Below are 22,711 nucleotides of genomic sequence, written 5' to 3' on the forward strand. Positions count from 1 at the left end.
CGACGAACCGCATGACGAAGGACCCGAACGACACGCCGCCGCCGAACGATCCGGACTCGCCCGAGCGCGCGCCCGGTGCGCCGCCGCGCGGGCCGCGGCGCGGGCGTGCGGGCCGGATCGTCGCGTGGACGCTCGTGACGGCCGTGCTGCTCGTCGTGCTGGCGGCCGGGCTCGTGCTGGCCGCGGCGACGACCGAGCGCGGCACGCGGCTCGCGTGGCAGACGGCCGTGCGCGTACTCGGCGGCCGGCTGGCGGGCACGCTGGACGGCGGCGCGCTCGCGACCGGCGTGCGGCTGCGCGGCTTCGCATGGACGAGCCCCGGCGGCACGAGCACCGAAGTGCGGATCGACCGGCTCGAGGGCCGCTGGGTGCTGACCCGCGCGCCGTGGCGGCTGTCGGTCGCTTACCTGCGCGCGGGCACGGTCGACGTGCGGATCGTGCCGGGGCCGTCGAAGCCGGCCGCGACGCCGCAGGACCTGAGCCTGCCGCTGCAGTTGCGGATCGACGACCTGCGTGTCGACCACCTGGCGATCCACGAAGGCGGCTCGACGACGCAGCTCGACCATCTCGCGCTGAACGGCCGCAGCGACGGCCGTCACCATGAACTCGCGCTCGATGGCGTCGACACGCCGTACGGCGCGCTGACCGCGCGCGCGAAGCTCGACGGCGCGAAGCCGTTCGCGCTGACGGGCAACGCGACCTACGTGGGCAAGCTGGCCAACGAAGCGGTCAACGCGAGCGCGAACGTATCGGGTTCGCTCGAAGCGCTCGTCGCCGACGTGACCGCGAGCGGGATGAAACTGAACGGCCGCGCGCACGTCGAGGCCGCGCCGTTCGGCACGGTGCCGCTCACGCGCGCGTCGCTCGCGTTCGATCACGTGAACCCGCAGGCGATCGCGCCGGGCGCGCCGGCCGCCGATCTCGCGGTGCGCGCGGAGCTGGCGCCCGTGACCGCGCCGGCCGGCACTGCCCCGGCGAAGGGGTTCGCGGTGACCGGCCCCGTGTCGATCGTCAACGCGAAGCCCGGCACGTTCGGCGAGCACCTGCTGCCGGTCGTCGACGCGCATGCGACCGTCCATCTCGACGCGCACGCGCAGCGAATCGACGGCCTCGCGCTGAAACTGATCCGCGACGGCAGCGTGACCGGCAACGGCACGCTGACGGGCGGCAAGGGCCGCTTCGACCTGAAGGTCGCGAATCTCGACCTGAACGCCTTCATTGCCGAGTTGCGGCCGATGCGCCTGGGCGGGCCGCTCGGCGTGACGCTCGCCGGCGACGTGACGACCGTCGATTTCGACCTGAACGATCCGAAGCTCGCGCTCGGCGCGCGTGCGAAGGTCGCGCTGACGCCGCAGCAGACGGTGCTGACCGATGCACGCGTGACGGCGGGCAAGGGCCGTATCGACCTGACCGGCGTGTTCCGTCACGATGCGCATTCGAGCTACGACGCGAAGGCGACGCTGACCGCGTTCGATCCGCTGCTGCTCGCGGCGATGGGCGCGCCGAAGGCCGGTAGCGGCAAGCCGGCGGCAAAAGTGGCCAAAACAGCGACCAAAACAGCGACCAAAACCGCCGCCGCGGCCAAGGCGCCGGCCAGGCGCGGCGAGACGCGCGTATCGGGCACGCTGACGGCATCCGGCGCGTTCGCGCCGCAGGTGTCGACGAAGGCGACCTTCAAGCTCGGCGACAGCCTGTACGACGGCGTGCCGCTGACCGGCGCGGGCGTCGTGCAGTTCGCCGGCTCGCGGATCCTGCCGAGCAATGCGACGCTGTCGATCGCGGGCAACCACGTCGATCTGCGCGGCAGTTTCGGCGCGCCGGGCGACCGGCTGCGCTTCGTCGTCGACGCACCGGAGCTCGACCGGCTCGGCTTCGGCGTGCAGGGGCTCGTGCAGGCGCAGGGCGAGCTGACCGGCAGCTTCGCGCATCCGAACGTGACGGCCACCTACAAGGCCCAGCACGTCGTGGTCGGCTCGAACCGGATCGGTGCCGCGCAGGGGCGCGCCGACATCCGCGACGGCGCGCACGGCGCGCTCGTATTCACGGCCGACGCGACCGACATCGCACTCGGCTCGCTGCAACTGAAATCGCTGCGCGCGAACCTCGACGGCACGCGCGCGAAGCACACGCTCGACGCGTCGGCGATGGGGACGGCCGGCGGCCGCGTGATCGACCTGACGCTCGCGGCGAACGGCGGCGTGGTCGAGAGCCGCGACGGAACGCGCTGGGACGGCACCGTCACGCGCCTCGCGAACCGCGGCACGCCGGCGGTGGCGCTGCAGGCGCCGCTTGCGGTGTCGGCCGGCGCCGGCCGCGTGACGCTCGGCGCGACGCGGCTCACGCTCGAAGGCGCGGCGATCGACCTGAAGTCGTTCGTGTTCGACCACGGCCAGATGCGCTCGGCAGGTGCCGTGCGCGATGCATCGGTCGCCCGTTTCCTCGAGATCCGCCAGGAACTGACGGGCCAGCGGCCGCCGGTGCGCACCGACGTCGTGCTCGATGCCGACTGGGATTTCTCGCTCGGCGCGAACGCGACGGGCTACGTGCAGGTGAAGCGGCGCGGCGGCGACGTGACGATCGAGACCGGGCGCGGTATTGCGTCGCTCGGGCTGACCGACCTGTCCGCGCGCGCGAGCTTTGCACCCGGCAACCGGCTCAACGTGGTGGCGCTCGCGAAGGCGAACCGGGTCGGCACGCTCGACGCGAACGTCACCGTGCCGTTCGCGCTGCGCGACGGCGTGTTCGGCGTCGTCGACGACGGCCCGCTGTCGGGCCGCATCGACGCCGACATTCCGTCGCTGAAGGCGACCGGCAACCTGTTCGGGCCGAGCTACCTGCTCGGCGGGCGCGCGGCGTTGAAGCTGACGGTCGCGGGCACGCCGGTGAAGCCGAACGTGTCGGGGATGCTGACCGGCGACGACCTGTCCGCGACGCTCGTCGATCAGGGCGTGCAGCTGAAGGACGGCATCGTGCGCGTGAAGCTCGCGGAGAACCTCGTCGAATTCCAGCAGGTCGAGTTCCACGGCGGCGACGGAACGCTGCGCGCGATCGGCCGCGTGCGTCTCGACGGCGAGGCGCCCGACCTGACCGCGAGCATCGTCGCGGACAAGCTCGAGCTGTTCGCGGCGCCGGATCGCAAGCTGTCGCTGTCGGGCAAGGCGACCGTCGCGAACGACGGGCCGCGCGGCGCACTGTCGATCGACGGCAAGTTCGTCGTCGACCGCGCGCTGTTCGACCTGCCGGAGGAGTCGGCGCCGCACCTGTCCGACGACGTCGTGATCGTGCGCCCGGACGGCACGGTGCGCGGCGACGTGCAGACCGGTACGGCGGTCGCGAAGCCGCAGAAGGTCGAGGACAAGCCGGCGCCGTCGCTCGCGCCGCGCGCGAACATCGACATCGGGCTCGGCAACAACTTCCGCTTCAAGGGGCACGGCGCGGATCTCGGCCTGCGCGGCACGATCACCGTGATGAGTGCGCCGGGCGTGCCGCTGCGCGCGGTCGGCAACGTGCGCGTGACGGAAGGCTCGACGTATACGTCGTTCGGCCGCAAGCTCGCGGTCGAGAACGGCTTCTTCACGTTCAACGGCCCGGTGTCGAATCCGGGCGTGAACATCCTCGCGATGCGGCGCAACCAGGAGGTCGAGGCTGGCGTGCAGGTCACCGGCACGATCCAGTCGCCGACGGTCAAGCTCGTGTCCGAGCCGAACGTCACCGACAACGAAAAGCTGTCGTGGCTGCTGTTCGGGCACGGCACCGACCAGGGCAACAACGTCGGTCAGCAGAACGCGATGACCGCCGCGCTCGGGCTGCTCGGCAGCGCGACCGGCAAGCGCGTCGCGCAGAGCATCGGTCTCGACGAATTCTCGATCGGCCGCAGCGACGTCGGCCTGACCGATGCGCAGGTCGTGCAGATCTCGAAGGCAATCAACGAGCGCTTCGTGCTCGGTTACGAGCAAGGGCTGCAATCGGCGAGCAACGCGTTCAAGGCGACGATCAACCTGACGCGCTTCTGGTCGGTGTCCGCGTACGGCGGCACGTTCCAGGGCGTCGACCTGAACTACACGCGGCGTTTCGATCGCTGGTTCGGCCAGCGGTGACGAAGCGGGCGCCTGGCCGGTCGGCCACGCGCGCCGGCGCTCCGGTTCGCGCGTGCGCACGCGCCGAAGCCTGCCCGCGTAGCGGCGAGCGTCACGCCGACCTGCAACCACCGGCCGCGGCGCCGCTCGCGGCCGCCCATGAAAAAGCCCCGCACGTGGTGCGGGGCTTCTTGTGCAAGCAGCGGCGCGTGCGGCTTACTTAACGCGCATGCCGGGCTTCGCGCCGCTGTGCGGCTCGAGGATGTAGAGGCCCGGCTCGGCCTTCTCGTCGGCCGCCGACGCGGCGAGCACCATCCCTTCGGACAGCCCGAACTTCATCTTGCGCGGCGCGAGGTTCGCAACCATCACCGTCAGCTTGCCGACGAGCTGCTCGGGCTGGTACGCGGACTTGATGCCCGAGAACACGTTGCGGGTCTTTTCCTCGCCGACGTCGAGCGTGAGCTGCAGCAGCTTGTCGGAGCCCTCGACGGCCTGGCACGCGACGATCTTCGCGATGCGCAGGTCGATCTTCGCGAAATCGTCGATCGAGATCGGACCGTCGTCGGCGCCGTTCGCCGCAGCCACCTTCGCGTTCGCCTTGGCGTTTTTCGCGTCCTTCGCGGCGTTGGCGGCGGTTGCTCCCGCGGCAGCGGCGCCGGCGGCCTCGGCCTGCAGCGAATCGCGGTTCGCGGCGAGCAGCGCGTCGATCTGCTTCGGATCGACCCGCGTCATCAGGTGCTGGTACGCCTTGATCGGCTGCGCGGACGACAGCGGCTTCGCGGCGTCGGCCCACGTGAGCGGCGCGATCCCGAAGAAGGCCTCGACGGCTTCGGCCACGCGCGGCATCACCGGCTTCAGCGCGAGCGACAGCAGGCGGAACGCCTCGAGGCTCACGCTGCAGGTTTCGTGCAGCGCGACCGCGTTGGCCGGATCCTTCGCGAGTTCCCACGGCTTCGCGCCGTCGACGTACGCGTTCACTTCGTCCGCGAGCTCCATCGTCTGGCGCAGCGCGCGGCTGTATTCGCGCGCTTCGTAGTGCGCGGCGATCGCCGGAATCGCGTCGCGCAGCGTCGCGACGAGCGGATGGTTCATCGCGCTGTCCTGCACGCGGCCGTCGAAACGCTTGAGCAGGAAGCCGGCCGCGCGGCTCGCGATGTTCACGTACTTGCCGACGAGGTCGCTGTTCACGCGCGCCTGGAAATCGTCGAGGTTCAGGTCGATGTCTTCCATCGTCGCGTTCAGCTTCGCGGCGAAGTAGTAGCGCAGCCATTCCGGGTTCAGGCCCGTGTCGATGTAGCTCTGCGCGGTGATGAACGTGCCGCGCGACTTCGACATCTTCGCGCCGTCGACCGTCAGGAAGCCGTGCGCGAACACGTTGGTCGGCGTGCGATGGCCCGAGAACTCGAGCATCGCCGGCCAGAACAGCGTGTGGAAATACAGGATGTCCTTGCCGATGAAGTGGTACTGCTCGGCCTTCGTGCCCGGGCGGATCCACGCATCGAAGTCGATGCCGTTGCGGTCGCACAGGTTCTTGAAGCTCGCGTAGTAGCCGACCGGCGCGTCGAGCCACACGTAGAAGTACTTGCCGGGCGCGCCCGGGATCTCGAAGCCGAAGTACGGCGCGTCACGCGAGATGTCCCAGTCGGCGAGCCTGGCCTCGCCGGCGTCGCCGAGCCATTCACGCATCTTGTTGGTCGCTTCGGGCTGTGCGAGTCCGCTGACCCATTCGCGCAGGAACGACTCGCAGCGCGGATCGGACAGGCGGAAGAAGTAGTGCGTCGAGGTCTTGCGCACCGGCGTCGCACCGGACACGACCGAGTACGGGTTCAGCAGTTCGGTCGGCAGGTAGGTCGAACCGCACACTTCGCAGTTGTCGCCGTACTGGTCCTTCGCGTGGCACTTCGGGCATTCGCCCTTGATGAAGCGGTCCGGCAGGAACATTTCCTTGACCGGGTCGTACGCCTGTTCGATCTCGCGCTCGGCGATCAGGTCGTTTTCCTTCAGCGCGAGGTAGATCTTCTCGCTCAGCACGCGGTTCTCGTCCGAGTCGGTCGAGTAGAAGTTGTCGAACGACACGCCGAAGCTGTCGAAGTCGCGCTTGTGCTCGGTCCACACGCGCTCGATCAGCTGCTTCGGCGTCAGGCCTTCCTTCTCCGCGCGCAGCATGACCGGCGTGCCGTGCGTGTCGTCGGCGCCGATGTAGTAGACCTCGTGACCGTGCATTCGCAGCGTCCGCACCCAGATGTCGGTCTGGATGTACTCGACCAGGTGGCCGATGTGGATCTGGCCGTTGGCATAGGGCAGTGCGGACGTAACGAGGATCTGGCGGCTGCCTTGCGGCGCCGCAGCCTGCACGGAAGTGAGGTCGGATGCGGACATAGGGTCTGTAGAAGAACGGCGGAAACGACGGAAACTGCGATTCTAGCAGGGGCGCGCGCAGGTCAGCCGGCGTGGGCGCCGTGGATCGGGCGCCGGAAGGGGCGGGGCCGCGGCGGCGGCGTGCCCGGCGGTGCGATGCTGCGATGCAGCAGGCGAATTCCGGGCAAAAAAAACCGGGGCGAATTCGGCCCCGGAGCAACAACGACAAGAGGAGAATGGTGACGCGCCGGCAGCGCCAGCCGCGTACCGTAAAGACAGACCGCGGGTCGCGACAGAAGTTCGAAATTTTTTTCGATTTGTTACGGAGCCCGCTGAAAGCCTTGTGCGGCGGGGGCGCGCGCCCGGCGCGCGACCCCGTTTCCTCTCGCGACGATGCTTACTGCTGGGCCGCGCGCAGGTAGATCTCGACGCGGCGGTTTTGTGCGCGGCCGGCTTCGGTCGCGTTGTCCGCGATCGGGTTCGACGGGCCCATGCCCTGTGCCGCCAGGCGGCCGCCGGCGACGCCACGCTGCACCAGCGCGTTGACGACGCTCTGCGCACGGTTCTGCGACAGCGTCTGGTTCAGCTGCTGCGAACCCGTGCTGTCCGTGTAGCCGACGACCGACGCCGTCACTTGCGGGTTCTGGTTCAGCGTCGTCGCCAGGTCGTTCAGCAGCGGCGTGAAGGCCGGCGTGATCGCGTACTGGTTGGTCGCGAACGTCACCGAGCTCGGCACGTTCAGCTTCAGCGAGCCGTCCGGCTGCTCGGTCACCTGCGTGCCCGTCTTGGCTGCCGACGGCGCGAGCTTGTTCTTGATCGCCTGCCAGTTGTAACCCGTCACGCCGCCGACCAGTGCGCCGACGCCCGCGCCGATCGCCGCGCCCTTGCCGCCGCCGGCCAGCGCGCCGATGCCTGCGCCGAGCGCTGCGCCCGTGCCGGTCCCGACGGCCGTGTTGTTGCCTTGCTGCGTGGCGCAGCCTGCCAGCAGTGCGCCGGCCAAGGCGAAGACGGACAGGCGAGTCGCGATTTTCATGTTCATCTTGAATTCCTCTCTTGGTTGAACGAGTCGACAACGACGACAAACAACAGTTACGGCTCCCGGCACGGACGCCCGAAAAAGGTGGGCAGGCCCGTGCCCGCGGCAGCCGCCGAGGCGGCTGCATGCCCTGTTCGCCAGCGTGGCTGTTCCGGACAGGGTGATGCGTCAGCCTCTACAATATAGGCGGTTCGTGGCCGATTTGGCCCCATAGCATGCCGCACGCGAAGATTGCTCCGCCGCGCGCGTTCGCGCAATGGCGTGCAACAGATTCTTTCACTTTTCCCGATTTTCGCAGCGTTATTTGATATTTCTTGACGTTTGCGCGAGAGAAAAACGTTTTCACGGAGTTTCGATGAGCATTGACCGGGCACAAGTCGACGCCGCATTGGCGGCTGTCGTCGACCCCAATACGGGCCGTCCTTACGCGGCGAACAAGGGCGTGCGCAACGTCGCGATCGACGGCGACGCCGTGGCGGTCGACGTGGTGCTCGGCTATCCCGCGCGCAGCCAGCACGACGACGTGCGCGCGCGCATCGCCGCTGCGCTGAAGGCCGTGCCGGGCGTGCGTGACGCACGCGTCGCCGTGTCGCAGGAGATCGTCGCGCACACGGTGCAGCGCGGCGTGAAGCTGCTGCCGAACGTGAAGAACGTCGTCGCGGTCGCGTCGGGCAAGGGCGGCGTCGGCAAGAGCACGACGGCCGTCAACCTCGCGCTCGCGCTCGCCGCGGAAGGCGCGTCGGTCGGCATTCTCGACGCCGACATCTACGGTCCGTCGCTGCCGACCATGCTCGGCATTCACGGCCAGCGGCCCGAGTCGCCCGACAACCAGTCGATGAACCCGCTGGTCGGCCACGGGCTGCAGGCGAACTCGATCGGCTTCCTGATCGAGGAAGACAACCCGATGGTGTGGCGCGGCCCGATGGCGACGTCGGCGCTCGAGCAGCTGCTGCGACAGACCAACTGGCGCGAGCTCGACTACCTGATCGTCGACATGCCGCCGGGCACGGGCGACATCCAGCTCACGCTCGCGCAGCGCGTGCCGGTGACCGGCGCCGTGATCGTCACGACCCCGCAGGACATCGCGCTGCTCGACGCGAAGAAGGGCCTGAAGATGTTCGAGAAGGTCGGGATTCCGATCCTCGGTATCGTCGAGAACATGAGCATCCACGTGTGCTCGAACTGCGGCCACGAAGAGCACATCTTCGGCGCGGGCGGTGCCGAGCGGATGGCGCAGGACTACGGCGTGACCGTGCTCGGCAGCCTGCCGCTCGACATCGCGATCCGCGAGCGCGCCGACAGCGGCACGCCGACGGTCGCGGCCGAACCGGACGGCGCGCTGGCGCGGCGCTATCGCGACATCGCGCGCGGGGTCGCGCTGGCGATCGCCGAGCGCGCACGCGACATGACGTCGAAGTTCCCGTCGATCGTTGTTCAAAATACGTAAAACCCTTGCGGGGCGGGGCCTCACGCTGTTTACGGCGCCGCGAGGCGCGGTATCATGGCGACTTTTCCCGGGTCCCTTTACCCGCCCGGCATGGCCGCCGTGTCAAATGGCCGCCAGCCGGCATGAGGATCGAATGAACCAACGACATCACGGCGTGCGCGCCGGCCGCGCGCGGCGCGCGCTGCTGGCCGCCGCCGCGCTGGGCCTGCTGGCCGGCTGTACCTCTTTTTCCTCGTCGCACGAAAAGCGTGCCGACGCGCAGTTGCAGCCGACCGTCGGCTCGCAGGCGCGCGGCGCGGTGACGTTCGTCGAACGCCCGGATGGCGTCCAGGTCACGTACAACCTGGCCGGCCTGCCGCCGAACAGCGATCACGCGCTGCAGGTGCACGAGCGCGGCGACTGCAACGCGGGCGACGGCTCGAGCGCCGGCCAGGTGTTCGCGCCGGCCGCCGACCGGCTGCGCGCGGGCGCGCGGGTCGCCGGCGATCTCGGCAACATCCATGCGGATGCGAACGGCGTCGCGGCCGGTTTCATCGTCGCGCCCGATCTGGCCCTCGACGGCGTGCGCTCCGCGCTGAACCGCGCGGCGCTGGTCCACCGCGACCCGAGCGATCCGGCGTTTCCGCAGCATGGCGCGGGACCCGCGCTCGCCTGTGGCGTGATCCGTTGACGGCCGCCGCGTACGCGAGCCGATGATCGCGTAAAATGTGCGCCTTTCCGGGTCGCCGCGTCGCGAGCGACCCTCCCTGACTGTCACGCAGCGTTTCCTGGCGCCCCGATATGAAACGACCCCAACGCTCACTTCGTCCGCTGTCCCCCGCGGGGACGGCCAGCCTTCTTGGGACGGCCCGGCGGAGGCTGGCATGAGCATCAAGTCCGACAAGTGGATTCGGCGCATGGCCGAAGAACACAAGATGATCGAGCCGTTCGTGCCCGATCAGGTCCGCGCGTCCGAGGACGGTCGCCGGATCGTCAGCTACGGCACGTCGAGCTACGGCTACGACATCCGCTGCGCGGACGAATTCAAGATCTTCACGAACATCAACTCGACGATCGTCGATCCGAAGAACTTCGACGAGGGTTCGTTTGTCGATTTCAAGGGCGACGTGTGCATCATCCCGCCGAACTCGTTCGCGCTGGCTCGCACCGTCGAATATTTCCGCATCCCGCGCACCGTGCTCACCGTCTGCCTCGGCAAGTCGACCTACGCGCGCTGCGGGATCATCGTCAACGTGACGCCGTTCGAACCCGAGTGGGAAGGCTACGTCACGCTGGAATTCTCGAATACCACGCCGCTGCCCGCGAAGATCTACGCGAACGAAGGTGTCGCGCAGGTGCTGTTCTTCGAAAGCGACGAAGTGTGCGACGTGTCGTACGCCGATCGCGGCGGCAAGTATCAGGGTCAGCGCGGTGTCACGCTGCCGAAAACCTGATCTGGTTGCATAACGTCTCACCAGTTTCCGGGTGACCGCTGCGCGTGACGCGCCGCGGTCGTTCTTTTTGGAGAATCGCCCATGAAGTTTCGTTTCCCCGTCGTCATCATCGACGAAGATTTCCGCTCCGAGAACATCTCGGGCTCCGGCATCCGGGCGTTGGCCGAAGCGATCGAGAAGGAGGGCGTCGAAGTCCTCGGCCTCACGAGCTACGGCGATCTGACGTCGTTCGCGCAGCAATCGAGCCGCGCGTCGTGCTTCATCCTGTCGATCGACGACGACGAACTCATGCTCGGCGAAACGGGCCCGGACGGCGAACTGCCCGAGCTCGCGACCGCGATCATCGAGCTGCGCGCGTTCGTCACCGAAGTGCGCCGCCGCAACGCGGACATCCCGATCTTCCTGTACGGCGAGACGCGCACGTCGCGGCATCTGCCGAACGACATCCTGCGCGAACTGCATGGCTTCATCCACATGTTCGAGGACACGCCGGAGTTCGTCGCGCGCCACATCATCCGCGAGGCGAAGGTCTATCTCGACTCGCTCGCGCCGCCGTTCTTCAAGGAACTGGTGAAGTACGCGGACGAAGGCTCGTACTCGTGGCACTGCCCGGGCCACTCGGGCGGCGTCGCGTTCCTGAAGAACCCGCTCGGCCAGATGTTCCACCAGTTCTTCGGCGAGAACATGCTGCGCGCCGACGTCTGCAACGCGGTCGACGAACTCGGCCAGCTGCTCGATCACACGGGCCCGGTCGCGGCGTCCGAGCGCAATGCGGCGCGCATCTTCAGCGCGGACCACCTGTTCTTCGTGACCAACGGCACGTCGACGTCGAACAAGATCGTCTGGCACGCGACGGTCGCTCCCGGCGACATCGTGCTGGTCGACCGCAACTGCCACAAGTCGATCCTGCACGCGATCACGATGACGGGCGCGATTCCCGTGTTCCTCACGCCGACGCGCAACCACTTCGGCATCATCGGGCCGATCCCGCGCGACGAATTCAAGCCGGAGAACATCCGCCGGAAGATCGAGGCGAACCCGTTCGCGCGCGAGGCGATGCGCCAGAACCCGGACATGAAGCCGCGCATCCTGACGATCACGCAGAGCACGTACGACGGCGTCGTCTACAACGTCGAGATGATCAAGGACCTGCTCGGCGACCTGCTCGACACGCTGCACTTCGACGAAGCGTGGCTGCCGCACGCGACGTTCCACGACTTCTACCGCGACATGCACGCGATCGGCGACGGCCGCCCGCGCACGGGCGCGCTCGTGTTCGCGACGCACTCGACGCACAAGCTGCTCGCCGGCATCTCGCAGGCGTCGCAGATCGTCGTGCAGGATTCGGAGAACCGCACGTTCGACAAGCATCGCTTCAACGAGGCGTACCTGATGCACACGTCGACGAGCCCGCAGTACGCGATCATCGCGTCGTGCGACGTCGCGGCCGCGATGATGGAGCCGCCGGGCGGCACCGCGCTCGTCGAGGAATCGATCGCCGAGGCGATCGACTTCCGCCGCGCGATGCGCAAGGTCGACGCCGAGTACGGCGACGACTGGTTCTTCAGCGTGTGGGGTCCGGACGACCTGTCGGAAGAAGGCATCGGCTCGCGCGACGACTGGATGCTGAAGCCGAACGACCACTGGCACGGCTTCGGCCCGCTGGCGGAAGGCTTCAACATGCTCGACCCGATCAAGGCGACGATCATCACGCCGGGGCTCGACGTCGACGGCGAGTTCGGCGAGACGGGCATTCCGGCCGCGATCGTCACGAAGTACCTGGCCGAGCACGGCATCATCGTCGAGAAGACCGGCCTGTACTCGTTCTTCATCATGTTCACGATCGGCATCACGAAGGGCCGCTGGAACTCGATGGTGACCGAGCTGCAGCAGTTCAAGGACGACTACGACAACAACCAGCCGCTGTGGCGCGTGCTGCCGGAATTCGTCGCGCAGCATCCGCGTTACGAGCGCGTCGGCCTGCGCGACCTGTGCACGCAGATCCACGACGTGTACCGCGCGAACGACATCGCACGCCTGACGACGGAGATGTACCTGTCGGACATGGAGCCGGCGATGAAGCCGTCGGACGCGTTCGCGAAGCTCGCGCACCGCAAGATCGACCGCGTGCCGCTCGACGAGCTCGAAGGCCGCGTGACGAGCATTCTGCTCACGCCGTACCCGCCAGGCATTCCGCTGCTGATCCCGGGCGAGCGCTTCAACAAGACGATCGTGAACTACCTGCGGTTCGCGCGCGACTTCAACGAACGCTTCCCGGGCTTCCACACCGATATCCACGGCCTCGTCGCGGAAGAGGTGAACGGGCGCGTCGAGTACTTCGTCGACTGCGTGCGCGACTGATGGCGACGCAGGGACGAATCCGGACGATACGCGCGGCGCTGGCCGCGCTCGTCGCCTGGGCGAGCTGGTCGGCAGGGCCGGCGGGGCTGAGCGTCGCGCATGCGGAAGTGGCGGCGGCCGACCCGATCGACGTCGCGATGCGGCAGTGTCTCGCGCGGCGCGACCGGTCGTCGACGGCCGGCCAGATCCAGTGCATGGGCGAAGCGCAGCAGCAGTGGCAGGCGGTGATGGACGGCGCGTACCAGCGCCTGTCGAACGACGCGCCGGCCGACGCGAAGCGCGGCTGGCAGGACAGCCAGCGCCGCTGGGTCACGTGGCGCAAGGATGAAATTCATCTGCTGAAGGCCGTGTACGACACGACGCGCGGCACGTCGTACGCGATGTCGAGCGCCGACATGCAGCTGCAGCCGGTGCGCGATCGCGCGTTGGCGCTGCGCGCGGCGGCCGACCGTTATGCACCGCCGCCTGCCGCCGTGCCGGTGGCGGCCACGAGCGGTGCGCAGGGCGGTACCCGTGGCGCGGCGGTCGCGGCGCCAAGCGCCGCCGCGGCAGCCGGCGGCAAGCCGGCGAACGCGCCGCGCGATCCGGCGGTCCGCCGCGTGCGGCCGTGCGTGCAGGATGCCGCATGCGAGCACGCGCTGTTCGACTTGAACCGCTATTACCAGAAGCTGCGTCGCAAGATGCCTGCGCATTCGGCCGCGACGCTCGTGCGCGCGCAACGCGCGTGGGAGGCGTTCCGCGATTCGACTGCGCCGCTCGTCGGCGAGGACGGCCGCGTCGACCTGATCGGCGCGCGCATCGCGACGATGAAGCGGCTGTCGGAGACGGCCGGCAACGACTGAGGATCGCCGCGATGCCGGTCATCCGGCGCGGCAACGCAAAACGGGCACCCGCGGGTGCCCGTTTGCATGTGGCGCGCCGCGTGGCGCTTACGCGGGCTGCTGCGTGTCCAGCCGGCCGAACCACGACGGCACGAGCGCGACCGCATCGTCGAGCGACGCGAGCACGTGCAGGCTCAGCGCGATGATCTCGGGCGTCGGCGCCTTCAGGTCGGGCACGGTGACGACCGATGCGCCGGCGCCGGCGGCCGATTGCGCGCCGAAATCGCTGTCCTCGAACGCGACGCACGCGTGTGCCGGCACGCCGAGGCGTTCGGCCGCGAGCCGGTACACGGCCGGGTCGGGCTTGCCGCGCGCGACTTCGTCGCCGCCCGCGATCGCGCGGAAGAACGGCAGTACGCCGACCGCGTCGAGCCGCGCACGGATCACGTCGCGCGCTGACGACGACGCGACCGCGCACGGAATGCCGGCCTGCGCGAGCGTCTCGAGCAACGCCAGCGCGCCGGACTTCAGCGGAAACTTCGGATGGGGTTCGGGCGCGGCGAGTTGCTCGCGCACGCGGATGCGCACGGCGTCGAACGTGTCGGGATGGCCGATCAGCCGCGCGAGAATCACCTGGCCTTCGGCGAACGAGCGGCCGACGATCTGCAGGTAGTCGATCTCGGTCAGCACGACGCCGTGCGCGTTCGACACGTCGATCCACGTGTTCATGATGGTCCGCTCGGAATCGACGAGCAGGCCGTCCATGTCGAAGAGCGCGGCGGAGAAGGTCATCGGCGGTGTCCGGAAACGGGAAAACGGAACAGCGGGGAAGGCGTCGGGCGGCGCGACGGCCGCCCGAATGAAGAACGGACGCCGAAGGCGTCCGCTCGTGACAGCGTGCTTACTTGCCGAGCGCGGCGCGCGCGGCCTTGACCGCCGCACGCACCTGATCGGGGGCCGTGCCGCCCGGGTGGTTGCGGCTCGCGACCGACCCTTCGAGCGTCAGGTAGCCGAACACGTCGTCGCCGATCAGGTGCGCGACGTTCGGCAGCTCCTGCTTCATTTCGTCGAGCGTCAGGTCGGCGAGATCGATCCCGCGGTCGTCGCAGATCTTCACCGCGTGCGCGACGGCTTCGTGCGCGTCGCGGAACGGCAGGCCGCGCTTCACCAGGTAGTCGGCGAGGTCGGTGGCGGTGGAGAAGCCCTGCAGCGCGGCCGCGCGCATCGCGTCCGGCTTCACGGTGATGCCCGCGACCATCTCGGCGAAGATCCGCAGCGTGTCGGCGACGGTGTCGACCGTGTCGAACAGCGGTTCCTTGTCTTCCTGGTTGTCCTTGTTGTACGCGAGCGGCTGGCCCTTCATCAGCGTGAGGAGCGCCATCAGGTGGCCGTTCACGCGGCCCGTCTTGCCGCGCGCGAGCTCGGGCACGTCCGGGTTCTTCTTCTGCGGCATGATCGAGCTGCCGGTGCAGAAGCGGTCGGCGATGTCGATGAAGCCGACGCGCGGGCTCATCCACAGCACGAGTTCCTCGGAGAAGCGCGACACGTGCGTCATCACGAGCGCGGATGCCGCCGTGAATTCGATCGCGAAGTCGCGATCCGACACCGCGTCGAGCGAGTTCGCGCAGATGCCGTCGAAGCCGAGCGTCTTCGCGACCGCGTGGCGGTCGATCGGATAGCTGGTGCCGGCGAGCGCGGCCGCGCCGAGCGGCAGGCGGTTCACGCGGGTGCGGCAGTCGCGCATGCGCTCGGCGTCGCGCGTGAACATCTCGACGTACGCGAGCAGGTGGTGGCCGAACGTGACCGGTTGCGCGACCTGCAGGTGCGTGAAGCCCGGCATGATCGTGTCCGCGTTCTGCTCCGCGAGGTCGATCAGCGCGCCGCGCAGGTCGTTCAGGAGGCCGCCGATGCGGTCGATCTCGCCACGCAGCCACAGACGGATGTCGGTCGCGACCTGGTCGTTGCGCGAGCGGCCCGTGTGCAGGCGCTTGCCGGCGTCGCCGATCAGCGCGGTGAGGCGCGCCTCGATGTTCAGGTGGACGTCCTCGAGATCCAGCTGCCATTCGAATTCGCCGCGCTCGATCTCGCCCTTGATCTGCGTCATCCCGCGTTCGATCGCGGCGAGGTCGTCGGCGCTGATGATCTTCTGCGCCGCGAGCATGCTCGCGTGCGCGAGCGAGCCGGCGATGTCGACGAGCGCGAGGCGCTTGTCGAAAAACACCGACGACGTGTAGCGCTTGACCAGCTCCGACATCGGTTCCGAGAAGCGGGCCGACCAGGCCTCGCCCTTTTTGTGCAGTTGGGACGTCATGGCGATTCTTCGAAGGGGAGTTGGGCGGCGTGCGCCGCCGAGGGAATCCCGCAATTCTAGCATTCGTGGGGCGGGCGGCCGACGCGTGCGCCGGCCGCGAACGGGCGCGGCTCACGGGGGGCTGCACGTCAGCGGTCCGATCCGCGGCAGCGTGCCGTCGTCCGGGCGCCGATACGCGAATGCGACGGCGCAGCCGCGGCCGTCGCCGGAGATTTCGAGGTGATTGTTCGCGACGAGGCCGTCGACGAAGGTCAGGCCGTCATAGCCGACGATCGTGCGCTGGCCGCTTTCGACGTGGCGAACCTCGAGCCCGGGCGGCAGCGGCGTGCCGTCCGGCGCGCGCAGCGCGATCGACGCGGCGCTGTAGCGGGTCACCGCGAAGTGCGCGAGCACGCCGGAGCGCGCCTGCGGCACGACGTCGAGCGTCGTGTCGGCGATCCGTGCGTCGGCGGGCAGCGCGGTGCCGTCGATCGCGACGCGATTGCTCTGATAGGCATTCAGGTCGGGCACGAGCAGGTAGCCGGCCCGGTCCGTCTCGCCGATCAGCCGGTTCTGGTGCAGCACGGGGACGCGCCCGGTGTCGGTCGAGACGAGCGCGAAACCGTCGTCGACGCGGCGCGCCGTCATCAGCCGGCCGTCCATCAGCACGAGCGCGCCCGTGACGTCGACCGACGCGTTGCCGCGCCCGTCGAACGATTGCGCGAGCAGCGCGACCTGGCCGGCGCGGCCGAGATACTGCAGTTGCCCCTGCGCGTAGCGGACGCCCGCGTTGGCGCCCGCCTGCACGTTCCAGCCGCCGCCGCCGCCGTAGTCGGGCGGCCGTGTCGCGTTCAGCGTGTAAGTCGAATCGCCGTTCTGCCGTCCGGCGTTCGTCGAGACCGACGTGTTGCCGTCGAGCCCGACGCTCAGGCTCACGAAGAAGCCGCGTGCGTCGTGCTGCCGGAAGTCCTGGAAGCCGCTGAACGTGATCGATGTCAGCCCGCCGAGATTGACCAGGTACGCGATCGAGCCGATGCGCGACGCGGCGACGCCGGGATACTTGAGGGCGAGATAGCTGAACGACAGGGTCTGCGCGCGCAGGAACGGGAACGAGATCGTGACGCGGTCGGTGGCGCGCGAGACCGGCACGCCTTCGCGGCTGCCGAGGTCGCTGTAGTCGCCGAAGGCGCGCAGCGTCTGCGCATCGATCGAGAAGCGCGGCGTCACGTACTGGTAGCCGACGCCGGCCTGCACGCCCGCGCGGCCCGGGGCGCTGACCGCGAGCGACGCATTCGCCACGCCGCGTTCGCCGAGGCGCGCGAGCGCGCCGGCACCTGCGTTGTAGACGCCGGCCGTCGCTTCCGCATGCGCCTCGACGGTCAGCCGCTCGCTGATGCCGTAGCGCAGCGAGCCGCTCGCCGCCGGTGTGCGCGCATAGTCGAACGAATCGTCGCCATAAGCGCGGCGCAGGAACCCGGCTTCCGCCGAATAGCTGGCGAGGCCCGGCGCGAGCAGGCGCGTATCGACGTACAGCGGAATGGACGTCGCGATCGAGCGGCCGAGCGCGTCGCGCGTGACGACCGTCGCGTTGCCGGCGCCGGTGATCCCGGGCACGCTGTTGATCACGAACGGCCCGCTCGGCACGTCGCCGCTGAACTGGCGCACGTTGTTCACGTACAGGTCGACCGAGGTCGGCACGACCGCGCTGCCGGACAGCGCAGGTACCGGAAACGTGACGAGGTCGGGGCGCAGGCCGAAGTTGCTGCGCCACTGCACGCCGCCGAGGCGCAGCGAGCGCGTCCATGCCAACGACGACGAAATCGTGTCGCCGATCTGGGTCGTCGTGAGCGTGCCGGGGTTCGAGTGGCTCCACGACGTGTCGTAGCGCACGTAGCGCCGGCGGTCGTCGTACAGGTACGCGATGCCGGTGCTGCTGAACACGCCGGCCGGATCGAAATAGCGCGCCTCGCTCCAGACCGCGAGCGGCGCATGGGCGACGGTCTGCGCGTAGGCGTCGTAGTTCAGCACGAAGCCGCGGCCGGAGGTGGCGGGCGGCGCGGCCGCGAGCGCGCGCGTATCGAACGTGTGCGGGATGCGCAGCGCGTCGGGCACCCGCAGGTCGAGCGTCTGCCGGCCCGCGTCGTAGTCGTAGCGCAGCCCCGCGAGCGTGTCGAGCGCGACGGGCGTGTTCGACGGCGCGGTCGCCCGGTCGCCGGTCGCGATGCCCAGGTCGTTCAGGTCGGCGGACGCCGCGTACAGCCGGCCGTCGATTTGCTGGAAGCGTGCGATCCGGTGCGTCGGTTCACCGTTGAGCGACACGTCGAGAAACAGGGTGTCCTGAGCAGGCGCGGGGGCGGCTGCCGGTGCCGCCTGCGGCGCCGTCTGTGCGCATCCGGCACCTGCGTGCACGGCCAGCGTGAGTGCAAGTGAAAACGCCAGCGAAAGCGCAGCAGCGGCGGGCCGGGCATGTCGCGCGGGGCAGGCAGCCCGGAGGGCCGTGCTCGTCGTCGGAACGGGCAACGTCGTGCGATCCTCCGGCGTGGATCAGGGCGATGTCAGCCGGGCCTCGACCGGCTGCGCGTTGACGGTCGCCTGGATCCTGACGAATCCCGCCGCGCCCGCATCCAGCTTGAGCGGCCAGCGTCGCGTGCTGCCCGCGAGCGCGTAGCCGAGCAGGCCGCGCGTGACGTCGTGCACGGTGCCGCGCGCGTCGACGAGCCGAACCGCGGCAATCTGCGCACGGCGTTCGCCGCGGTTGGCGACCGCGAGCCGCGTGCCGGACCCGTCGCGCTCGACGCGCCAGTCGAGGCGCGGCGCTGCCCGGGTGCCTTCGGGCTCGACGAATACGGGCACCGAATAGCGCAGCCGGATCGTGATGCCGTTCTCGACCGGCGTACCGGGCGACGGCAGTTCGTCGATCAATACGCGATAGCTTTCCTCGGCGGCCGGCGCGCCGCGCCCCGTGCGTACGAGCCGGATCAACTGCTCGGCGTTCGCGCCGATTTGCAACAGCGGCGGCGAGGCGGCGAGCGCATCGGTCGGCGTCATCACGTCGTCGCCGTTTTCCTGCGTCCAGCGATAGGCGCGGACCTGGCCGTAGATCGGCTGTCCGCCCGGATTGCTGAGCGTCATGCTCGCGGCGGCGGCCGACGGCGGCAGCTCGATCGTCACGGGCATGATCTGCAGCGTGGCGCCGCAGGCGGCCGCGGACGCCGACGCCACGCACAGCGCGGCCAAGGCGCGCGAGAACGGTGCCACGGCGCGTCAGAAATACACGGTGGCCGTGACGGTGGCCTGGTAGGTGTCGGGCTTCGGCGTCGCTTGCGTCGGCACCTGTCCATACACGCTCAGTATCTGCGCGGAACCGTTGCCGGTGCCGCCGACCGTGTCGGTGCCTTGCGTGTTGCCCCAGATCGTCGTGTGGCTCGAGTCCTGGTAGAGCTGGTAGCCGACCGTCGTGCCGGTATTGCCGCTCGTCGTCCCGCCCATCAGCCGGCTGGCGACCGTCGAGCCGCTGACCGAGCCGGCGTCGAGTCCGATGTTGTATGGCGTCGAGTTCGAGCAGGTGACGGAGACCGTGGTCTGCTGGTTGAGTGCCGACGTGAGCACGCCGGACGTGCCGAATGCAAGCGGGTTCGCGGCGATTGCGCAGTTGGCCTGGATCGTGAGCGTGACGTTGAACTGGGCGGTGGCGGTGCCGTTCGAATAGACTGCGGCAACGGTGACGGGCTGCAGCGCGGGCGCGAATGCGAAGGTGGCCGCGAGCATGGCTGAAAGAACACGACGTCGGGAATCGTTCATTATGATTGTCTCCTGCCGTTTAATGGGGTCGCCCGGCCGCGGAGTGCCTGCCGCGTGGTCTGTCGCCGGTCGCCGTTACCGCTCTGTCGTTGGTGCAAGACTACTCCACGGACTCGGTCGCGCGCATTGGAGAAAACGCCGATCCGGAGCGCATTGTCCGCGGTTCCTCGCGGAATGCCATCGGCGCTTTTGACATGGATCAAGCAACAATGCGAATGATCGCTGCGCGGACGGATACCATGGGGGCGCTGCCCGGGCTGGAAGCCGGATCGAACGGGCGGGCAATTTCGGGGGAATGCATGGCGGATCAAGGAGTCGACACGGCGCGCCGCTGGATGCGCGCGCTATCGTGCCTGTTGCTGGCCGCGCTGCTCGGCATGCCGTGGCTGCCGGCTCGCGCGGACACGTGTTCGGTGACGCCGCCGGTGCCGAGCTTCGGCTCGGTCAGCCCGATTACGCAACAGGCCTATACGACCAACAGCACGATGACCGTGAGTTGCACGTGGGACGTGCTGAGCCTGAACACCGGCGTGCTCGTATGCGTGAATCTCGGCGGCACGAGCCCGCGCTACCTGAGCAACGGGGCGAACCAGATGCAGTACGACCTGTATCAGGACGCGGGCTATTCGCAGCCCTGGGGCGCCGTCAGCACCGGCACGACGCCGATATCCGTCTCGTTGACGAAGCCGCTGCTCGGCACGTCCGCCAGTACGAACGTGACCATCTATGGCCGCATTGCGTCGAACCAGCCCACCGTGCCGACCGTGAACAATGCCAGCACGGTCTATTCGCAGAGTTTCAGCGGCAACCAGGCCGCCTACAGCTACAGTTTTTCGCTGCTCGGCGTGCTGCCGACGCCGTGCGCGTCGCAGTCGACGGCCGGCACGATGACCGTTACGGCCACGGCCACCGTCATCAACAACTGCATCATCAGCGCGACCGGCGTTGCGTTTCCGGCGTCGGGCGTGCTGGCGTCGGCGCTGACCGCGAGCGGCTCGATCAGTGCGCGGTGCACGAACGGCGATGCATTCCAGATCGCGTTGAACGGCGGCGCCAGCGGCAGTGTCACCGCTCGGACGATGCAGCGCACGGGCGGCGGCTCGGTCGCCTATCAGCTCTATCAGGACAGCGGCCACACGCAGCCGTGGGGCGACGGCACCGGCGGCACGACGATGGCGACCGGAACCGGCAGCGGATTCGAGCAGGCGATCGCGATATACGGCCGCGTACCTGCACAGGCGACACCGGCACCCGGCAACTACAGCGACACCATCACCGCGACGATCAGCTTCTGAGCCGCGTCAATCGCGCACGAGCACGACCAGCTTCAGGTCCTCGCGGTGCGCGGGTTTCAGCGTGATCTGCTGGTACACGAGGCGGCCGTCGGCCGGATGGTCGAATTCGCGCAGGCCGCCTTCGCGCTCGAACACGTCCTGCGACGCCCAGTACTGCGCGAAGGCATCGCTGCCGGCCATCAGCGCGTCGATCAGCGCGCGGGTCGGCGCATCGGCGAGGTGGCGGATCGAGTCGGCGCGGAATTCGGCCGCGAGCCGGCGCGCGCGGGTTTCCCAGTCGACGATCAGCGTGCGCGCGGCCGGCGCCATGAACGTGAAGCGCAGCAGGTTGCGGTCGTGCTCGTCGTCGAGCCAGCCCGTGAATAGCGCGGCGGCCGGCGCGTTCCATGCGAGCGCGTTCCATTGCCGGTCGAGCACGTACGCCGGCGTGGCGATCGCGGCGACGGTGGCGGCGAGCGTCGGCGGCAAGTCGCCGGCCGCGACGTCGGGCTCGGCCGGATCGCGCTGTGCGGCCAGTTCGAACAGGTACGCGCGTTCGGCTTTCGACAACTGCAGTGCGACGGCGATCCGCGCGAGCGCGTCGGCCGACGCCGACACCGGGCGGCCCTGCTCGATCCACGTGTACCAGGTCGGGCTGACGCCGCACAGCTGCGCGACTTCCTCGCGCCGCAGCCCCGGCGTGCGGCGGCGCGGGCCGGGCGGCAGGCCGACGGCCTGCGGCGACAGCCGCTCGCGGTGTGCGCGGATGAATTCGCCGAGCGCGCGGGCGGGCGTCGCATCGAGGGGCGGGGTGGGGGCGGACGACGGCTGGTTCATGCGGAAACGGCTGAAAAGGGGCGCTGAGTGCGCGGCAAGGATCAGGCAGGTGTAACAAATACCAGAATAACTGCTTAACTTGTACTGGTACAAGCGCGGCCCTATTGTAGCGATTCGCGCGCTGACAGGCAGCGAGCACCCCACCCAAGGAAGGAGCGAACGATGAAACACCACGACCAGGTCGCCGACGCATTCGGCACGACGGCCGCCGCCTACCTGACGAGCACGGTCCACGCGACGGGTGCCGATCTGCAGGCGCTGGCCGACGCCGTGCGCGCGACGCCCGAAGCCGCGGTGCTCGATCTCGGCTGCGGCGCCGGCCACGCGAGCTTCGCGGTTGCTCCGCACGTGCGCGACGTGGTCGCGTACGATCTCGCCGCGCCGATGCTCGCGACCGTCGATGCCGCCGCGCGCGCGCGCGGGCTCGCGAACATCCGTACGCAGCAGGGCCCGGCCGAGCAACTGCCGTTCGACGGGGGCACCTTCGACTGGGTGGTCAGCCGGATGAGCGCGCACCACTGGCACGACGTGCGCGCGGCGCTTGCCGAGGTGCGCCGCGTGCTGAAGCCCGGCGGCCGCGTGCTGATGATCGACATCGCGGGCAACGACCATCCGCTGCTCGACACGTATCTGCAGGCCGCGGAAGTACTGCGCGATGCGTCGCACGTGCGCGACTACCGTGCCGACGAATGGCTCGCGATGTTCCGCGGCGCCGGGTTCGACGCGCACGTGCAGAGCCGCTGGCGCCTGCCGATCGAATTCGCTACGTGGGTCGAGCGGATCCGCACGCCGGCCGACAGCGTCGCGGGCATTCGTGCGCTGTGGGCGCATGCGCCCGACGAGGTGCACGGCTACTACGCGGTGCAGCCTGACGGCTCGTTCGAGCACGACGCGTTGCTGATCGACGCGCAATGAGCGCGAGGGACGGCACGGCGGCCGGTGCCGTCGCGCCGTTCGATGAAAAAAGCCGCGATACG

General features: G+C 69.1%; 16 protein-coding genes. 8 read left to right on the plus strand and 8 right to left on the minus strand.

The annotated features are described in order from the left end of the window. The first annotated feature begins 11 nt into the window (after positions 1 to 11). The gene (locus tag DIE04_RS25275) at positions 12 to 4,097 is read left to right on the plus strand and encodes a translocation/assembly module TamB domain-containing protein (RefSeq protein ID WP_124521551.1); all 4,086 of its coding nucleotides are present in this window, start codon (positions 12 to 14) and stop codon (positions 4,095 to 4,097) included. Positions 4,098 to 4,292: 195 nt separating this feature from the next. Here the strand turns inward: DIE04_RS25275 and metG are convergent, their stop codons facing one another. Further along, on the minus strand, positions 4,293 to 6,455 hold the full coding sequence (gene metG, locus DIE04_RS25280; RefSeq protein WP_044847721.1) for a methionine--tRNA ligase: 2,163 nt from the start codon (positions 6,453 to 6,455) through the stop codon (positions 4,293 to 4,295). A 376-nt stretch (positions 6,456 to 6,831) separates the two neighbouring features. Next, a complete protein-coding gene (locus DIE04_RS25290; RefSeq protein WP_044847722.1) occupies positions 6,832 to 7,473 on the minus strand; it encodes an OmpA family protein in 642 nt (213 codons plus the stop codon). A 352-nt stretch (positions 7,474 to 7,825) separates the two neighbouring features. On the opposite strand from DIE04_RS25290, the gene apbC reads away from it, so the two are divergent. From apbC to DIE04_RS25315, 5 genes are all read left to right on the plus strand, one after another. Further along, positions 7,826 to 8,917 (plus strand): iron-sulfur cluster carrier protein ApbC, encoded by a 1,092-nt coding sequence (apbC, locus tag DIE04_RS25295; RefSeq protein ID WP_124521553.1) that lies wholly within the window; start codon positions 7,826 to 7,828, stop codon positions 8,915 to 8,917. Between the two features lie 133 nt (positions 8,918 to 9,050). Further along, positions 9,051 to 9,587: a superoxide dismutase [Cu-Zn] gene (sodC, locus tag DIE04_RS25300; RefSeq protein WP_044847724.1), complete on the plus strand. Its 537-nt coding sequence runs from the start codon at positions 9,051 to 9,053 to the stop codon at positions 9,585 to 9,587. Between the two features lie 193 nt (positions 9,588 to 9,780). Continuing rightward, positions 9,781 to 10,350 (plus strand): dCTP deaminase, encoded by a 570-nt coding sequence (dcd, locus tag DIE04_RS25305; protein WP_006398615.1) that lies wholly within the window; start codon positions 9,781 to 9,783, stop codon positions 10,348 to 10,350. Positions 10,351 to 10,431: 81 nt separating this feature from the next. Further along, the gene (locus DIE04_RS25310) at positions 10,432 to 12,711 is read left to right on the plus strand and encodes an arginine/lysine/ornithine decarboxylase (RefSeq protein WP_044847725.1); all 2,280 of its coding nucleotides are present in this window, start codon (positions 10,432 to 10,434) and stop codon (positions 12,709 to 12,711) included. Next, complete coding sequence (locus DIE04_RS25315) at positions 12,711 to 13,553, plus strand: lysozyme inhibitor LprI family protein (protein ID WP_124521555.1); 843 nt, start codon at positions 12,711 to 12,713, stop codon at positions 13,551 to 13,553. The genes DIE04_RS25310 and DIE04_RS25315 overlap by 1 nt, the downstream gene beginning before the upstream one ends. An 87-nt stretch (positions 13,554 to 13,640) precedes the next feature. On the opposite strand, the gene DIE04_RS25320 is transcribed toward DIE04_RS25315, so the two are convergent. The 5 genes from DIE04_RS25320 to DIE04_RS25340 all read right to left on the minus strand — a co-directional run bounded on the left by DIE04_RS25320 (position 13,641) and on the right by DIE04_RS25340 (position 19,623). Next, positions 13,641 to 14,324 (minus strand): HAD family phosphatase, encoded by a 684-nt coding sequence (locus DIE04_RS25320; RefSeq protein WP_124521557.1) that lies wholly within the window; start codon positions 14,322 to 14,324, stop codon positions 13,641 to 13,643. A gap of 109 nt (positions 14,325 to 14,433) precedes the next feature. Next, entirely contained in the window at positions 14,434 to 15,843 is a 1,410-nt protein-coding gene (gene argH, locus DIE04_RS25325) for an argininosuccinate lyase (RefSeq protein WP_044847728.1), read from the minus strand. Positions 15,844 to 15,954: 111 nt separating this feature from the next. After that, positions 15,955 to 18,342, minus strand: a complete 2,388-nt coding sequence (locus DIE04_RS25330; protein WP_124521559.1) for a fimbria/pilus outer membrane usher protein — start codon at positions 18,340 to 18,342, stop codon at positions 15,955 to 15,957. A 24-nt stretch (positions 18,343 to 18,366) separates the two neighbouring features. Further along, positions 18,367 to 19,080: a molecular chaperone gene (locus tag DIE04_RS25335; protein WP_124521561.1), complete on the minus strand. Its 714-nt coding sequence runs from the start codon at positions 19,078 to 19,080 to the stop codon at positions 18,367 to 18,369. A 6-nt stretch (positions 19,081 to 19,086) separates the two neighbouring features. After that, positions 19,087 to 19,623: a spore coat U domain-containing protein gene (locus DIE04_RS25340; RefSeq protein WP_124521563.1), complete on the minus strand. Its 537-nt coding sequence runs from the start codon at positions 19,621 to 19,623 to the stop codon at positions 19,087 to 19,089. A 299-nt stretch (positions 19,624 to 19,922) separates the two neighbouring features. On the opposite strand from DIE04_RS25340, the gene DIE04_RS25345 reads away from it, so the two are divergent. Continuing rightward, the gene (locus DIE04_RS25345; RefSeq protein WP_124521564.1) at positions 19,923 to 20,918 is read left to right on the plus strand and encodes a spore coat U domain-containing protein; all 996 of its coding nucleotides are present in this window, start codon (positions 19,923 to 19,925) and stop codon (positions 20,916 to 20,918) included. Positions 20,919 to 20,924: 6 nt separating this feature from the next. Here DIE04_RS25345 and DIE04_RS25350 read toward each other — a convergent pair whose 3' ends face one another. Further along, complete coding sequence (locus tag DIE04_RS25350) at positions 20,925 to 21,734, minus strand: helix-turn-helix transcriptional regulator (protein WP_044847729.1); 810 nt, start codon at positions 21,732 to 21,734, stop codon at positions 20,925 to 20,927. Between the two features lie 162 nt (positions 21,735 to 21,896). Here DIE04_RS25350 and DIE04_RS25355 point away from each other — a divergent pair, with 162 nt between their 5' ends. Beyond that, positions 21,897 to 22,649 carry a class I SAM-dependent methyltransferase gene (locus DIE04_RS25355; RefSeq protein ID WP_124521565.1) on the plus strand — a complete coding sequence of 251 codons (753 nt, stop codon included), beginning with the start codon at positions 21,897 to 21,899 and terminating at the stop codon, positions 22,647 to 22,649. Positions 22,650 to 22,711 lie beyond the last annotated feature (62 nt).

The sequence above is a fragment of the Burkholderia sp. Bp8994 genome, assembly GCF_003853805.1.
Classification (GTDB): Bacteria; Pseudomonadota; Gammaproteobacteria; order Burkholderiales; family Burkholderiaceae; genus Burkholderia.